The sequence below is a fragment of the Streptococcus australis genome, from assembly GCF_019930045.1.
Lineage (GTDB): Bacteria > Bacillota > Bacilli > Lactobacillales > Streptococcaceae > Streptococcus > Streptococcus australis_D.
The window spans coordinates 1-14,120 of sequence record NZ_JAHZQQ010000023.1; the positions used below are offsets into that span (position 1 = coordinate 1).

At 37.0% G+C, this 14,120-nt stretch carries 20 protein-coding genes and 1 pseudogene; all 21 read left to right on the forward strand.

Translation table 11 applies throughout. The features are described from left to right. The first annotated feature begins 248 nt into the window (after positions 1-248). The 21 genes and pseudogenes from K1J10_RS05685 (at position 249) to K1J10_RS05785 (ending at position 13,798) form a co-directional block, all read left to right on the forward strand. Positions 249-809 carry an immunity protein gene (locus tag K1J10_RS05685; protein ID WP_061563711.1) on the forward strand — a complete coding sequence of 187 codons (561 nt, stop codon included), beginning with the start codon at positions 249-251 and terminating at the stop codon, positions 807-809. Between the two features lie 31 nt (positions 810-840). Further along, positions 841-1,347, forward strand: a complete 507-nt coding sequence (locus K1J10_RS05690; RefSeq protein ID WP_223356151.1) for an Imm26 family immunity protein — start codon at positions 841-843, stop codon at positions 1,345-1,347. An 11-nt stretch (positions 1,348-1,358) separates the two neighbouring features. Continuing rightward, positions 1,359-1,985 (forward strand): hypothetical protein, encoded by a 627-nt coding sequence (locus K1J10_RS05695; protein WP_223356152.1) that lies wholly within the window; start codon positions 1,359-1,361, stop codon positions 1,983-1,985. Between the two features lie 97 nt (positions 1,986-2,082). Then, a complete protein-coding gene (locus tag K1J10_RS05700; RefSeq protein ID WP_223356153.1) occupies positions 2,083-2,472 on the forward strand; it encodes an Imm50 family immunity protein in 390 nt (129 codons plus the stop codon). Positions 2,473-2,624: 152 nt separating this feature from the next. Further along, positions 2,625-3,359 (forward strand): hypothetical protein, encoded by a 735-nt coding sequence (locus K1J10_RS05705; protein WP_223356154.1) that lies wholly within the window; start codon positions 2,625-2,627, stop codon positions 3,357-3,359. Continuing rightward, the gene (locus tag K1J10_RS05710) at positions 3,352-3,792 is read left to right on the forward strand and encodes a hypothetical protein (protein WP_223356155.1); all 441 of its coding nucleotides are present in this window, start codon (positions 3,352-3,354) and stop codon (positions 3,790-3,792) included. Before K1J10_RS05705 ends, K1J10_RS05710 begins: the two co-directional genes overlap by 8 nt. 98 nt (positions 3,793-3,890) lie before the next feature. Then, positions 3,891-4,175, forward strand: coding sequence for a hypothetical protein (locus K1J10_RS05715; RefSeq protein ID WP_223339167.1), 285 nt, complete (start codon positions 3,891-3,893; stop codon positions 4,173-4,175). Between the two features lie 57 nt (positions 4,176-4,232). Next, the gene (locus K1J10_RS05720; RefSeq protein ID WP_223339168.1) at positions 4,233-4,793 is read left to right on the forward strand and encodes a hypothetical protein; all 561 of its coding nucleotides are present in this window, start codon (positions 4,233-4,235) and stop codon (positions 4,791-4,793) included. A gap of 27 nt (positions 4,794-4,820) precedes the next feature. Beyond that, positions 4,821-5,516 carry an SMI1/KNR4 family protein gene (locus K1J10_RS05725; protein WP_223356156.1) on the forward strand — a complete coding sequence of 232 codons (696 nt, stop codon included), beginning with the start codon at positions 4,821-4,823 and terminating at the stop codon, positions 5,514-5,516. A gap of 161 nt (positions 5,517-5,677) precedes the next feature. Next, positions 5,678-6,418: a hypothetical protein gene (locus K1J10_RS05730; RefSeq protein WP_223356157.1), complete on the forward strand. Its 741-nt coding sequence runs from the start codon at positions 5,678-5,680 to the stop codon at positions 6,416-6,418. 83 nt (positions 6,419-6,501) lie between these two features. Next, positions 6,502-6,900, forward strand: a complete 399-nt coding sequence (locus K1J10_RS05735) for an NTF2 fold immunity protein (protein ID WP_223356158.1) — start codon at positions 6,502-6,504, stop codon at positions 6,898-6,900. Between the two features lie 88 nt (positions 6,901-6,988). Further along, entirely contained in the window at positions 6,989-7,918 is a 930-nt protein-coding gene (locus K1J10_RS05740; RefSeq protein ID WP_223356159.1) for a hypothetical protein, read from the forward strand. A 211-nt stretch (positions 7,919-8,129) separates the two neighbouring features. After that, positions 8,130-8,756 (forward strand): hypothetical protein, encoded by a 627-nt coding sequence (locus tag K1J10_RS05745; protein ID WP_223356160.1) that lies wholly within the window; start codon positions 8,130-8,132, stop codon positions 8,754-8,756. 354 nt (positions 8,757-9,110) lie between these two features. Beyond that, positions 9,111-9,665, forward strand: a complete 555-nt coding sequence (locus tag K1J10_RS05750) for a DUF4304 domain-containing protein (protein WP_223356161.1) — start codon at positions 9,111-9,113, stop codon at positions 9,663-9,665. 65 nt (positions 9,666-9,730) lie between these two features. Then, positions 9,731-10,090: a hypothetical protein gene (locus K1J10_RS05755; protein WP_223356162.1), complete on the forward strand. Its 360-nt coding sequence runs from the start codon at positions 9,731-9,733 to the stop codon at positions 10,088-10,090. 64 nt (positions 10,091-10,154) lie between these two features. Further along, on the forward strand, positions 10,155-10,742 hold the full coding sequence (locus K1J10_RS05760) for an SMI1/KNR4 family protein (RefSeq protein WP_061563724.1): 588 nt from the start codon (positions 10,155-10,157) through the stop codon (positions 10,740-10,742). 23 nt (positions 10,743-10,765) lie between these two features. Further along, complete coding sequence (locus K1J10_RS05765) at positions 10,766-11,317, forward strand: hypothetical protein (protein ID WP_223356163.1); 552 nt, start codon at positions 10,766-10,768, stop codon at positions 11,315-11,317. 72 nt (positions 11,318-11,389) lie between these two features. Beyond that, complete coding sequence (locus K1J10_RS05770; RefSeq protein ID WP_223356164.1) at positions 11,390-11,995, forward strand: DUF6707 family protein; 606 nt, start codon at positions 11,390-11,392, stop codon at positions 11,993-11,995. Positions 11,996-12,034: 39 nt separating this feature from the next. Then, positions 12,035-12,535 (forward strand): NUDIX hydrolase, encoded by a 501-nt coding sequence (locus K1J10_RS05775; protein ID WP_223356165.1) that lies wholly within the window; start codon positions 12,035-12,037, stop codon positions 12,533-12,535. Continuing rightward, positions 12,513-13,412, forward strand: coding sequence for a putative PEP-binding protein (locus K1J10_RS05780; protein WP_223356166.1), 900 nt, complete (start codon positions 12,513-12,515; stop codon positions 13,410-13,412). Before K1J10_RS05775 ends, K1J10_RS05780 begins: the two co-directional genes overlap by 23 nt. Next, positions 13,357-13,798, forward strand: a pseudogene (locus K1J10_RS05785) (ASCH domain-containing protein). Before K1J10_RS05780 ends, K1J10_RS05785 begins: the two are co-directional and overlap by 56 nt. Positions 13,799-14,120: the final 322 nt, after the last annotated feature.

Here is a 14,120-nt window from a genome sequence, read left to right on the forward strand (position 1 = left end):
AGCTTACAGAACTGCTTGTGAAGCTCTAGAGGATGAGTTCAAGTAAATGTTGCACTTATTCTTGCAATTTATCATATAAAAATGGAATGCCTACAAGACGGATGGGCCAGTATCAGCTCTCAGGTCTATAAAAAAGAGGAAGCAGTAACCTTAGCAAGCCTCTTTTTGGGACTCAGAAAAGATGCGGCGATCAAGCTTTGGAAGTTGAAAAAATTGGGTGAAAAGAACCTAGGAGATCGAATAGAGAAATGACAGTCAATATCAATGAATTAGTGAAGGAGCACGGCTTTTGTGTGGTGCCTACAGAGGAGAAACCATTTAGTTTGGATGAGGCCCGTTTTAACCTTTTGGCTTATTTAGAGGATTATCCAAAAATGGGATTCTCTTTTGTCAAAGTAGGAGACGAACTAGTTGAACTCAGGAGAGAGCAAGAGAGTTATAGGCTTTTTGGTCAGTGTTTTTTAGGTGCCTTTGTAATTGGAGAAGAGAAGCAAGTCTTCTTACTTTGCAATCAAGAAGGAAGGGAAGTTTTTCAAGAATCGAGGGTTTATGTCAATTCTTCCTTGCATACTTTTGTTTCCTCTTATTCGCTCTTTCTATCAAGCATCTTCCTTTTGAAAGCAAAGTTTTATGAGATTGAGCAAGATGAAGTCGAAGGAATTGCAGCAAATTTGAAGAACCAAGTACTTGCCTTGGAAAAGCCCCTTGAACAAGAATTGCCCTTCTGGGAGCACATGGCCTATTTGATAGAAGACGATGGAATTGTTCTAAGAGATGATCTCTTTCATATCTTAAATAAAGAGCAGTAGGACTTGGAATTATATAAATAATGGAGAACAAATGACCCAGATAAAGATTCGTGAGTGGAATGAAAAGCCAAGAACAAAACTTCGATTTATTAAAATTGGTGATATTTTTTGCTATCAATTTTCGGAGGAAATATTTGTATTTGGTCAAATTCTTGGAAAAGTGAATGTTGATCATGTCATTCAATTTTTCGATATCTTTCAAGCAAGTCCTACTATAACAGTTGAGGAGCTAAGTCGTGCTCAATTTATAGGTAAGCCCATCATTGTAGACTCCTACACCTTGTTTGATCGAAGTCCAGTATGGTTTTGGCAGATAATTGGTCACCAAGCGGATTTTGATCCAAGCCCTTTTAAGGATTTAGCCTTTAAATGGGGAGATCCAAATGGTCCTCACTTTGGGAAGGTCTGGCTAGATGGTAGGACAGAACCTAAGTTTTTTTCTAGGGAAGAAGTTGAGGACCTAGACTGGGAAGCCTGTGTCGGAAGTATAGTTTATAACAGAATATTGGAAGAAGAACTGGACAAGCAAATGAAATAAAGGAGTTTGAGATGGACTATGTAGATGAGTTAACTTCAGGACGTACCCCCTTGGTAAAAAAAGCTGCGAAAAAAATTTTAAAGGGTAAACTAAAAGGATATGGACCATTTTTGCATCAAGCCTTGGAAGGCGAGATGGAAAAACCTAAATCATGGGAATCACAAATGTACTTGCTCTACGCCATGGCCGCAACGGATTGTACAGAAGAAGTCCCCTATCTCAAGTCATTACTGCTGAGAGACATCCCAACCCCTGTAACCTATCGCTCTCTAGCAGTAGCGATTGCTTATCTAGAAAATTTAGAAACAGAGAACTTGTCTTTTGTTTATGAGTCCTTGGAATCGAATAACTTATTGCAAGCTGCAGGTGCTTGCGCAGCACTCTATCTAAGAAAGATTGTGCTGAAAGATGACGATTTTGAGAAAATCATGACCTTTATCACCAAGGATGTTTATTTGGAAAATATAAGAGGAACAATCGCTCCGTTTATGTTCATTTTGGCTGCATCTTATCTATATCCAGAACAGAATCGTCAGAAAATTGTAGACTTTTCCCGTCAATTTAATGAAGTACATATAAATACAATCATTGAGGATGTATCCAAAGGAAAGGACGGCAGGAGGATTAGGCTATTCTAAAACCTACTTAAAGAGAGAAGTTACCATCTCCTTAAAGAGGGAAACAATGAATCTTAAAAAGAAGACTTATATTCATTTTTAAAAAGGAGTTCATATTTTGAAATGGTTTGAAAAAGTAGTGGGGAAGGAAAAGATTATTCATTTGTTTGATGGTGATTTGGACTTGAAGAATGTATTTCTTGATACTGTGTTATATTACGATTACAAATTAGATCTTGTCCTTTATGTATATGATTTACCAACTAATTTTCCTGAAAAGTGGCAGAAAAGTGCATTTAATGCCATAAAAATTAATTTAGAGTTTTTTAATTTAGATGAAATCCATTTTTATTCTAAGGGGATTCATAAGGTGAATGGTCAACTAGAACTGCTTTTTTTAGAGAATAAGGTTGAATTCAATTTTATAAACCAAAATGATGTGATGTTATCGGGATCTTCTGACCTTATTAGAATTGCTGAGATTGGTCCTGTGAAGATTGATACTTAAAGATTTCTTGCGGAGATTCAGAATGATCAAACAATCTTCCATTATTAGGAGGGACACCGCGACTATGGGAAAAAGTGAAGGAAGAGCACAAACATTAGACCTTGACCTAAGGCTAAACCTTTCTACAAGAAAAAAACTGCGAGACCACGAATATGAAGTTACAGTATTTTGAATTAGATAAGCCCTATGTGGAAAATCAACAGAGGATTGAGGAGCTGATGGACTCAGATGGGGTAACTTACGAGGAAGCTAGAATTGAGGACTACCGACAGAATTGGAAAGAGCAGCGAAGAGCGTTCGTATATGAATCCAAATGTATGACCTCTATGATAGAGCGCCTCTTTAAACCGGTTGTGACCAAGGATTGTTGGAAAATCAACGTAGAATGTGTAGATACGATTAGCAATCCAGCTATCATGAACCTACTTGGTGTCTATACTGTTCAGGTTTTATTTGATTTTTCTAGCTATGAAACCTTGAGCCCGTTGGATCAGAAAAAGATGCTCTTAGAGGCTTTGGTAAAAGGAGTAAAGCGCGTGTTTCAGGAGCTCTCTATTCCATGCTCCTTGATAGAGGATGTAGTCAATGAAATAGAGAAAAACGATTACGAAAATAGCTGGGAGTGGAAAAGAAAGAAGATCCAATCCACGACCTATTCCATTCAAGTGGAGCATCAGCTGGATAAGGTGGATTTGTTTTGGAAGATAGAGCACAAGGACAAGAGCATCCGCCAGTTGATTCAATCCTGCCCTGCTCATGAGATGGATTATGGTGCTAAGCTTGGTAAACTGGAAGCAAAAGGTAACTTCCTATATCTGTTGGATAAAGAGAATGAGGTTGTGAGCAAAATTTCTGTTTCAGAATGGTGGAGCAAGAACAATGAGTGACTTAAAAAAGAAATTATCCTTGTTAAAAGTGAAAAGACGAATCAAGAGTTTGAAGGGGATAAAGGATGTCCATTTTCTGACCGATAAACCTAAAGAAATTGCTTGGTATGCTGGGGAGTTGAATCCTATAGACTCTCCGATTTCTTGCCTTTATGAGTTTTCTATCGACCTTACTACTAAAGATCTAAGTAGGTCAATTCAAAGTCTTGTTGGCAATAGCAGTCGGTTTATCCTAGTTTTTTGGGAGTTTTCACCAGTTTACGTCTTGTTTCAAATGGAGTCTTTGGATGACTTTTTGCCCTCTTATTTTACTGAATTTTCTACTAAGGACCTGACACTTTTCTTTCAAGACCAGGAAAAAGTACTGGATCTCCATTTAGCGGAGGATAAAGTAGAAGTGAGAGTCTTGGAGAATAAGGCTAAGAACCGGTAGATTCTATAAATTGAAAATGAACATAGAATTAATAGATGAAAGAGGCAAAGAGGAAAGAATGCTATTCTTGGAGAGACAAATGATAAAGGAAGATTCTAATGTGTGAAAAAGAATATTATTATTATGGCAATAGTGAGTTTATGTCAGGCCTAGGAGTTATTTATACAGAGTTTACTGGTCAGTGTGCAAGTCGACAAATTAACGTTTTGAATGGGCACTCTTATGCTTCTTCTTGCCTACAGGATTATGTTCCAGAAGTAGGGTTTCTACTCTATGATGGTCGAAAAGATGAGTTGGATCTATCAGACTCCATCAAGATTAGTCAAGAGGAATTTGAACGAATTTGGGCTCAGGCTGTCGCTAACGGTCAGAATGATACGTAATCGTCAGTTGAAAATAGCCAAATATAATCCCAAAAATGTGAGAGGAGTCCAATAGTGATGCTCAATTTGTTGAAGGAATTCGTAGAAGTCTATCATAGAAACAAGGGCTTAGGAGAGCTTGTATTTACTAGTGACTGTCTCCATGTCGAAAAGCCAGATTTGTCTGGTCAATTGAAAGAGTTCTACCAGCATTTAGACTTTGATGAAGAAGCTTATTTTAGAGGAGCTCCCTATGATCTTGCTCTAATTCCTCTCCCTCTATGTGAAGATGCATCAGAAGGATGGCAGGATCCTAGCTGGAAAGAGAGTTATATGGTTTTTGCTCACATGATGGGAGATGAGCCAATATTTTGTGATCTAACTAGTGAGCTTAGTCCTGTATATGGCAAGATTCCTGGAAATTCCAAGCTCTATAGCTTAAGCCCCTCTTTATCTACTTTTTTGTCTACCTATAGTCAGATGAAAAAGCTAGAAATCACCAAGTTTGAGAATAGCATCTACATTGATGAGGACTTGTCGGACTATAAAGAAGGTTTTTTACCAGGAATCAATGCTATTATCGAGGAGCAACTTCCTGAAGACTATCGAAAAGACTTTATTGAATTTATGCTTGGTTAAAGCCAAATAGAGAGAGATGAGAAGCAAATGGAAATGAAGAATTTTTTAAAATGTTGTGAGGATCTGGTCATACAAGAAAGTGGGGCCTCAGCTCTTGAACTAGAAAAACTCAAAGCCAGACAGTTTCCTCAAGCTCACCTGGATTTGCTCTCCATAACCAACGGCTTGGAATTTTATGGTGGCTATTATCGTTTGTTTGGTACAGATTCTGCTCAAGCCATCACGCTGGACTCTTGGAATTCGGATGAGCTATGGAAAGATGTCTGGAGAGATTATGCATCAGACTACTATTTTTTTGGAATGTCTGCTATTGGAGATCAATTCGCTTATAGATTGAAGGATGGGAACATTCAAAGTCATCAAGTTTATTATTTAGATGGGATTACTATGGATGTCATCGAGATCTACGACAGTTTTGAAGCATTTTTCAAGAGGGAATTTGTTCTGAAAGCCCAAGGTGGGATGGAATCTATTTTTGTTTCTGCTAGGGAACGATTTGGAAATCTAGACCTCTCCACAAGCTGTATTTATTCCCCTTCCTTAATGATTGTGAATGATCCAAGCGTTGAGAATCTCATGCTTTTACCGACAAAGGATGTCATGACTATCAATGGGGATTTGCTTGTTCAATTATCTGATTCAGAGGAGTCGATTACGAAACTGGAGCAATATCTAGACGCTTTGGGTAGAGCTAGAGTCAAGGTTATCTTTGATCGAGATTGAGCAAGCAGGATAAAGTTTATATAGAAAAGAATACTCTTGAGATTCATGATTTTAGTTTTTGAGACAAGCAATGGCTTATTCTTCTTGTAAAAGTGTCATTGTAAAAATAGATAGGTTGAACAAAGAAAACGAAACATTACTTTCATGAAAAGAGGTGAATGATGACCAGTTTAGAAAAATATTTAGAGATCATTAAAAAAGGATTTTCTGAAAGAGAGAATCTAATGGCAATGGAGCCTCTGCATTCTATTGAAGAGATTGCACCATTATTGGATGAAACATTGACTTATAAAGAATTCATCAATATCAATCGCTTATTAAGACAAAAATACATTGTCGAAAACCCAGAGGATATGCTAAAAGATGTAGATTTTAACCAGCTTTCTTTACCTAGCAATACGAGGGTGATTTACTTGATGGGAAGTAAATCTGATGTGCTAGACTTTTCAAAATATGAACAAGTAGAAAAGATTTTAATAGTTGGGGCTAGAAAAGTAAGAAAGATCATCTTACCCCAGAATGATTGTGTGAAAGCTCTAGGGATATCTTCCATGACAAATTTGGAAACAATAGAGAACATTTCTTTTCATAAAGGCATGCGTTATCTGCACGTTGATTATGGTGTAAAGTTGCCGGACTTTGATTTTATAAGAGATTTAAATCAGTTGCTCTATCTTTCATTTACAGCAAATAAAAAATTACCAGAATTGGATTTTATCCAGTCCTCTAGTGAGCTTCGTTTTTTAGATTTTGTTGACACGTCTATTTTTAACTACGCATCAACAGTTAGCTACCTGAAGAGTCTGAAACATCTCCGATTTTTAACAACGGGAAGAGCAAATCAAAAGCAAAGGGAACTTCTTAGAAGAGAGTTACCACATGTTTGCATGCGAGAGGGGTAAAAAATGCCTTTAATACAGCTTTTTATGACTGATGTCTTCATAATAAACGAACCTTTAGTCCCGTTGTTTAAGTAGGAGGAAATATGAGCCATACGAATCTAGCAAAAGAAACCTTACTCCAGTTTATGCAGGCCATGTATGCTTGGGAGAGAAAAGCCACTAGGAGCCTAAGAAATCAAGCTGATAAAGAGATGTTAAAGGATGAATTAGCTGCTATATTTGATCGGTTTTGTACATCTAAAAAAACACTCAGAGCAAGGGAAGTATCTTTATCTGTCCGATTTCCGTTTGACTATAAATTAGAAACACATCCCATCGTTGATGAAGAGCATGACGGGAATCAAGCTTATTTCTATCTCAAGGAGAATCGTTCTGGTATAGAAACTCTCTATCGTTTTCAAATGGTGTTTCAAAAGGGGAAATGGTGGATTGATAAGAAAGAATGGCTTGATGATGGGAAGTGGATCAATTCTTCCTTGTGAAATACTGGATAGTATAGGAATGCAGGAAGAGATGTACTTCAAAAAAAAGTGGTAGTTAAGTGTAAGAAATGAAATTTTAGAGGTCAATATGAATAAAACACTTTCAAATCAAAAAAGGAAATTAACTGCTATAAAAAATAAAATACTGAAGGTGAGAGATTTTCACTTAGAGCCAGAAAACCTATCTAATACTGAAGCCATTTTAACAGCTCTAAAATCTGATAAGAAAAGCGTTAAAGTTAACTACGAAGAAAATGGTGAGATAAGATCATACCTGTATGATCATGTAGATATGATTGATTCTATAAGTCCGTATCCTCTAGTTTCTAATTTTATAGAAAGTAAAACATCTGAAACCTATCAATCTTTGCTAAATGGCTGTTTTTGTTCTGTAATGGCAGATATGGCTTCTGCTAAATATTTAGCGAAAGGTGGCTCAAACTTTGATACAGATATTTGTTTGAATATCTTATTTGCCCTTGCCTATTTAGATCATACCTATGTAGAGTTTTTAATTGATAAATTAGCCTATTTTAAAGAAACCCAAGTTGAAAAAGGGAAAAAAGTTATTTTCTTTTCAGCCAAGAGTTTATTGCCTTTAGTCGTTTTTCTTTATGGAAATGGTAAGGGTGATCGACTTGCTAACCTACTGGAGAATGCTTGTGATGCTAAATATCAACCCTTGGACCCGAACCCTTATCATAATGTGAATGATGCCTATAAACAGGTTATGGAAACTATTTTTTCAGAGGATGTTGATGTTTTTAGAGAAACAATTTTATCCATGTGTGATTATCATTTAGCGAACACCAAAGATAGTCATTTAGTTGAATTCAATACCTTACTATGGCAGTATTTCCCAATTGAAATCTTAGTTTTACTAAAAGAACGTCAGAAAAGAGTCCTCCCAATCGACGGGATTAGCCATCCCTTGCTTGATGATTTTTTACCCTATTTCATGGATAACTTTCAGATATCCGAGCAAAATAAGATGATTTTAGGAACGATTTTAGACTAGTTGTTTATAAAATATGGAAAATATACATACCCCATTTATCGCTATGACAATTGAATCAAGTCGGGATTACTGGTTTAAGATAAACGAATATCAGGCTATTCAAGTACAAATTTATCTAACTTAAGATAAAACTAATTTTCTTACTGTGAAAATTTGTAAGAAGGGATTTTTCTTTTGATCAATTAAATGATGATTTTAGAAAGGAGACTATATGCCACTCATAGAAGAATTAACATCAAAGCGTTCACCTTTAGTTAAGAAAGCAGCTAAGAAAATTTTAAAGGACAGACTAAAAGGATATGGGCCATACTTACATAGTGCTTTAGAGGCGGAGATAGAAAAAAAAAGAGCTTGGGAAACTCAAATGTACTTGCTCTACGCTATGGCCGCAACAGATTGTGCAGAAGAAATTCCCTATCTGAAGTCATTGATTCTAAGAGACATTCCAACACCTGTAACCTACCGCTCTCTAGCATTAGCCATTGTCTATCTAGAGAATTCAGAAATAGAGAATTTATCATTTGTTTATGAGTCCTTGGAATCGAATAGTTTCTCGAAAGCTGCAGGTGCTTGCGCTGCTATTTATATGAAAAAGTTAGTACTTAAAGATGATGATTTTAATAGAATTATGTCTTATGTAACTCAGCCTAAATACCTTGAGCATATTGGCAAAGTCACAAATCCATTTTTATTTATCTTAGCAGCATCTTATTTGTTTTCTGAGAGCAGTCGAGAGAAAATTTTGATCTTTTCGGAACAATTTGACGTTCAGATAGTGAGAGATATTATTTCAGATGTTAAAAAAGGGAAAGACGGGAAGCGCATTAACTTCTTTTAAGTTAACTCAGGTTCAGAATTTAATACAGCAATAATGTATGTAGTTGAGTTCTGTAAAATACCTGAGTTCTATGATGATCAGATTTATTTTTATTGCGATGAATATATGCTCTTTTGGACGTCTATTGATGATGTGGGGGAGATAGATAAGGCTCGGGATTTTAAATTAAAGGGTCAAATAGTGCCAGCAACCCTAGAGGAAATCTGTAAGGAAGGTTTGATCAGTTCCATTCATTCTGTTAAGCAATATGCGATTGAGAACGGGAAAGTTGTAAGGATAACCTATATCCATTTAGATTCCTAGGAAAAAGCAATGAGGAACTCTCCACATTCTTTTAGAAATAGAGGTAAAGAAATGAAAGAGGCCAAAGAACTCTTCCTAAAAAATGGTTTTTCGCGACTAAAGCGAACCCATAACTATTATAAAATCAATCATGATTTTTACACAGTGATCTATTTTCAACGAAAATCAGATGGGACTGCCTATTTCGTTAATATTGGCCTTCATCCTCTCTTTCTGGACGCGGGACTGTTAGAAGAAGTGGACTGTGCTTTAAGGACTCGATTAGGTTTTGTCGAACATAGAAATGGTATGGATCAAGCTGAATTGGAAAAGGCTGTCCAAGAGGCCATCGATTTTACTGCTCAGTATTCATCGTATTCAACCGTATTTTCGAGCATAGATCCCGAGAAGGATCTTGAGAAGGATTGGTTGTTGAAACATTTTTCTATCACCAAAGTGAACTTATGCAGATTGTATGTTGAGTATTATGATTCAATCGATTCTAAGAAGTTGGCTTTAAATTTTGCAAACTATGGCTTATCCATTACACCTAAGATTGCTTCTGTTCCTAAAAACTTCTTTAAGACCTATATTCGTTCGGGAGAAATAGTCAAAACGACTTATTAGGGCGGAGTGAAAGTGCGGATATACTGATTAATATCCTGACGAAAGAAACCGGTAGGAGAAAAGAAATGAAAAACTATTTACTTGATGAAAGGCTATTTCAGTATCCTGAATCGTTTAAAAAATTGATCGAACTCAATTTAGTTGATTTTGATTGTTGGTATCTATTGGATTCAGAATGGGCTCTATCTCTGTACAAGGGATTGCAGGAAAGGTACCCAAGCAGAAAGTTGATTCCATTTGCTAAAAGAGGAGATTGTGATGATACAGCTTGTTTTGAAATAGGAAAGGGCAATAAGGTCCAACTCATTCATGACTTTGCTACCGAAGGCTGGGAGCAACGGAAAGAGTTTAATGACTTTTGGGAATGGGTAGAATATGCGGTCAAATGCATGATAGAGTACAATAAAGAGGATGGGATTGAATAATCGCAAGCTCTTTTCTAGGGACGAAGGAACTCGTCTCTAATGATTTACAAGGCAAGGAGAACAAATGGAAATGATCACCCAATTATTAAATGAGATTGAAAAAAGTCTCCAAGAGCTAGATCATCCTTGTGTAGACCATCTAAATTCGGGACTATCTTCTCAAAAAATTCAAGAATTATTTGAGGAAATCCCATTGCAACCAAACCAAGACTTGCATGCCCTTTATGCTTGGAGAAATGGATCAAAAGACAGTGAGGGAGTCACACTCGGTGAGCTGGCATTTTTTCCTGGTTTCTATTTGATGTCTCTGGAAGAAAGTATCCAGACCTACTTGGAACTAATAGAAACGGATACTTGGGATAAGTCTTGGTTTCCAATTTTTGCCAGTGGAGGGGGAGATTTTTATGCCATGAACCTGGCTCCAGAAGCTCAGGGGCAAATACATGGTGTTTACGTGTATGAAGAGGAACCTCAGGTCGAATATCGGTCATTGAAATCCATGCTCACAACCTTTAAAGTATGTTATGAACAAGGTGTTATTTTCAGGAATGAACAAGGCAACTTGGATATGGATTATAGAAAGCATGCTGAGGTAGCGCATGAGATAAATCCAGATGTGAAGATGTGGCTGGAATTCTTAAAGGAGACGTAATAGGAATGACCAAGGAGAGAAAAATGACAGTAGTTACTGTATTAAAAAAGATCATTAAACTCTATGAGGAAACAACGTTTATTCCCCAATCGGTGAGTTTTTCAAACGAAAAATTAAGGATCCAGTCCTCAGATTTGACAGGAGAATTACTTGATTATTATCAACACATAGCATTTGATAAGAATTTGTATTTTGCTAATGATAGTTTTAATATCATTTTGTTGCCTTTAGATTCTCCTGCAAGGACAGTTGAATGCTGGGCTTTACAAGATGATCCTCAGTTTACTGAGGGGCAATACCAGATATTCGCTGCTACAGATATAGATGACATTCTTTTCTGCGATATAAGAGATGAAAAATCTCCTGTTTACGCTTGGATTCCTGGAGAATGTAATTATTACAAACTCAGTGAAAGTTTGACGGAGTTTTTGGAGTTCTATTTCGCTTTTTCAAATTTTTGGAAGCTAAGAGAAGATGTCCCTCTGGAGGAATATATTGTAGGGACAGGTGACTTGATAGAGCGCTACCTTTCCCCAGATGTCCAAGCGACAGCGAAAGAATATCTATTCCGGTAAGAGTGAGCTGAGATAGATTTGTAATTAAAGCCTTTCTCAATAACAAAAAGTGAACTGGATAGGAGAAAAGAAATGAAAGTGAAAGAACTAATCGAAGAGGTTGAAAATGATCTTGAGTTAGTCTCGTATTTAAACCGGGTCCCTAAAAAGAATAAGAAAACCCAAGCTAGCTATCTCGAATCGCTGAATCATCTGACCTATTTACTTTATCTGGAAGATCAAGAGGAAATGGCTAAGAAATTATTAGATCGTATCATACAAGTTCCATTTGAAGGGAATTATAACACTTGGACCTTTGTTGCTAGCTCTCTGGTTTTATTGGCCTATCTGGAAAGAGAAAAAGAAAATCAGGTACTCGTCTATAAAAAACTCCTTTTATCTCCATTAGATCAAGGGGAGGAATCCACTCAAAACATAAGAAGGAGAGTTCATCAGAGGTTTTTGAATGGTGATAGCTTGGAGCAAAAGCTTGCAAAAATCGAGCAAGCTTCAAGTCCTGAATCGGAAATGGAACGCCGTCTGCTATACTTGACAGATTTATTGAAGATTCACCTCTTTATTGCTGAGTCAACGTGTGAAGAGACAGATATACAGGAAAAAATCGAAGAGAATATAGAGATACTGAAGAAGTATATTAAGGAGCATGAAATCTATAGCCTCTTTCCTTTTAAGGGATAAGGTGAGCTAGCAATCTTGGATTTTTAGAAAGAGTGGAATATGGAAATCAAAAATCACTTTGGCGTCTATGGCATTTGCTATGAGAAAGGAAAATTACTCTGCATTGAGAAAACGAGAGGGCCTTATCAGCATCGTTTTGATCTACCGGGTGGTAGTCAAGAACTAGGTGAGGGGTTGACAGAAACTCTCAAGAGAGAAGTTCTGGAGGAGACAGGCTATACGCTTAGCCGTTATTCAAATCCTAGGATGTATGATGTGCTGGTTCAAGAAGAGGGGAAAGATTTCGCTGTACATCATATCATGGCCTTTTATGATATCGTACTCGATTTCGAAAACTCTCAAAAATCCCTTCCTCATGAAGTTCTTGATGGAAGCAATGATTCAGCCAATGCAGTTTGGGTCCCTATTGAGCAGATGACCCAAGAAAATGCCTCACCCTTAGTATTGAAGGTGAAGGCAGAGTTAGTAGGATTTCCAGAATTGGAACTGACAAGCTATAGAAATTGGAAGGTAAAACATGCAAAATCAACTAGCTCTTAGTGGCGAAAAAATTGTTGAAAAAGTTTATCCCCATTTATTGCACCACGTCGGCTTAATTCGTGGGGAATACTTGTTGAGAGAACTAAACCAAAACATACTATTACTAAATTGTCAGCAATTTGTGAAAGATTATCTAGACACTATTTGTCATTTGTACTCAGATGAAGAAGTCTGGTATCGCTTTTCAGAGTTAACAAATGCAGAAGCAAATAGTCTAGACGGGACTAAAGAGTATTTTGACGAACGCCACCCCTTATTTGGATATAGAGGGACTAGGCGTTTATTGGCGTGTCCAGATGAATTTCAGGCTGAGGCACATGTCGTTACAGAAGTTTATCAAACCAAACCCAATCTGTCTGTTATTTTTCCTTTTGTCAATGATGCCGAACAATTAAAACAAGCTATTACAGTATTGCGCCAGCATGGTTTTACTGGAAAAGTTGGAACAATGATTGAATTACCATCAGCTTATTTTGACTTGGACAGGATACTGGAAACTGGTATTTCAAAGATTGTAGTGGGAATGAATGATTTGACTTCTTTTATTTTTGCGACTGTGAGAAATAGTCAATGGCATGATATAGAAAGTCCAATAATGTTAGATATGCTGAGAGATATGCAGGATAAAGCAAGTATGAAAAAGATTGACTTTGCTGTAGCAGGCTATCTGAATACTTCTTTCATACAAAAAATGAATCAGATGGGTATCGAATGTATTCTCCATTACAGCTCTATTCCAGAGATTTTTGATTTAAAAATTGACCATCCAGACCATCTTAAACATATAAAAGAAGAAAGTAAAAAATTACAAAGGAGAACCAATGACACCGCAAGAAATGTGGAATGCATACAAGAAAATCAATCCCTCTATCGGTGATGAGATAGACGCCTGGGCTTTTGGAGTAGAGGCAGATCTCTTGGCTGACTTGGTTCTAAGAGGCGAAAAAACAGCAACAGCCTCAGCTTACGACCTCTACGCAGTAGAGGACGAACCCCTTCCACAAGAAGGGACTTTCGATGTCATTTTAGACAGTCAAAACCAGGCTGTCTGCATTGTCGAAGTCACAAAGGTTTCCGTTCAGCCTTTCCATCAAGTGTCAGCTGACCATGCCTATAAGGAAGGTGAAGGAGACAAATCTTTAGCCTATTGGCGTCAGGTTCATGAAGACTTTTTCAAAGACTGCTTTAGGGGAAGCGGGACTAACTTTTACACCTGATAGCAAGGTGGTTTTAGAAGAAATTCGCAAGGTTTATCCATTATAGAACATGCTCTCCATTTAGAAAATCAGAAAAAAGAATAACTGTTTTTATACAAAATAGGCCTAGTGATTGTGACAAGCTAAAAATACTGCCCAGTTCTTAGAACTATTAAAAGATTTTTTGAGACTTTCCGCTGTGAGAAAGGCGCTTGAAACCTAAAGTTTCAAGCGCTCGGGAGTTTTGAAACTTTAGGTTCAAAACTAAATCATGGAACTTCGTAGAAGTTCGCTGATGTCCGTACTCACCTAAGGAAAGTCTCAACGAAGATATGATCATAATCTGACTCTCCTTATAGGAGAGTTTTTTGATCTACGTCAATTTTTCA

Coding starts and splice junctions, on each gene's coding strand:
- K1J10_RS05780 (WP_223356166.1), top strand. CDS start 12,513: ATGCAAAATCAACTAGCTCTTAGTGGCGAAAAAATTGTTGAAAAAGTT.
- K1J10_RS05765 (WP_223356163.1), top strand. CDS start 10,766: ATGACAGTAGTTACTGTATTAAAAAAGATCATTAAACTCTATGAGGAA.
- K1J10_RS05740 (WP_223356159.1), top strand. CDS start 6,989: ATGAATAAAACACTTTCAAATCAAAAAAGGAAATTAACTGCTATAAAA.
- K1J10_RS05715 (WP_223339167.1), top strand. CDS start 3,891: ATGTGTGAAAAAGAATATTATTATTATGGCAATAGTGAGTTTATGTCA.
- K1J10_RS05690 (WP_223356151.1), top strand. CDS start 841: ATGACCCAGATAAAGATTCGTGAGTGGAATGAAAAGCCAAGAACAAAA.
- K1J10_RS05725 (WP_223356156.1), top strand. CDS start 4,821: ATGGAAATGAAGAATTTTTTAAAATGTTGTGAGGATCTGGTCATACAA.
- K1J10_RS05730 (WP_223356157.1), top strand. CDS start 5,678: ATGACCAGTTTAGAAAAATATTTAGAGATCATTAAAAAAGGATTTTCT.
- K1J10_RS05735 (WP_223356158.1), top strand. CDS start 6,502: ATGAGCCATACGAATCTAGCAAAAGAAACCTTACTCCAGTTTATGCAG.
- K1J10_RS05695 (WP_223356152.1), top strand. CDS start 1,359: ATGGACTATGTAGATGAGTTAACTTCAGGACGTACCCCCTTGGTAAAA.
- K1J10_RS05760 (WP_061563724.1), top strand. CDS start 10,155: ATGGAAATGATCACCCAATTATTAAATGAGATTGAAAAAAGTCTCCAA.
- K1J10_RS05720 (WP_223339168.1), top strand. CDS start 4,233: ATGCTCAATTTGTTGAAGGAATTCGTAGAAGTCTATCATAGAAACAAG.
- K1J10_RS05755 (WP_223356162.1), top strand. CDS start 9,731: ATGAAAAACTATTTACTTGATGAAAGGCTATTTCAGTATCCTGAATCG.
- K1J10_RS05775 (WP_223356165.1), top strand. CDS start 12,035: ATGGAAATCAAAAATCACTTTGGCGTCTATGGCATTTGCTATGAGAAA.
- K1J10_RS05705 (WP_223356154.1), top strand. CDS start 2,625: ATGAAGTTACAGTATTTTGAATTAGATAAGCCCTATGTGGAAAATCAA.
- K1J10_RS05710 (WP_223356155.1), top strand. CDS start 3,352: ATGAGTGACTTAAAAAAGAAATTATCCTTGTTAAAAGTGAAAAGACGA.
- K1J10_RS05770 (WP_223356164.1), top strand. CDS start 11,390: ATGAAAGTGAAAGAACTAATCGAAGAGGTTGAAAATGATCTTGAGTTA.
- K1J10_RS05745 (WP_223356160.1), top strand. CDS start 8,130: ATGCCACTCATAGAAGAATTAACATCAAAGCGTTCACCTTTAGTTAAG.
- K1J10_RS05750 (WP_223356161.1), top strand. CDS start 9,111: ATGAAAGAGGCCAAAGAACTCTTCCTAAAAAATGGTTTTTCGCGACTA.
- K1J10_RS05685 (WP_061563711.1), top strand. CDS start 249: ATGACAGTCAATATCAATGAATTAGTGAAGGAGCACGGCTTTTGTGTG.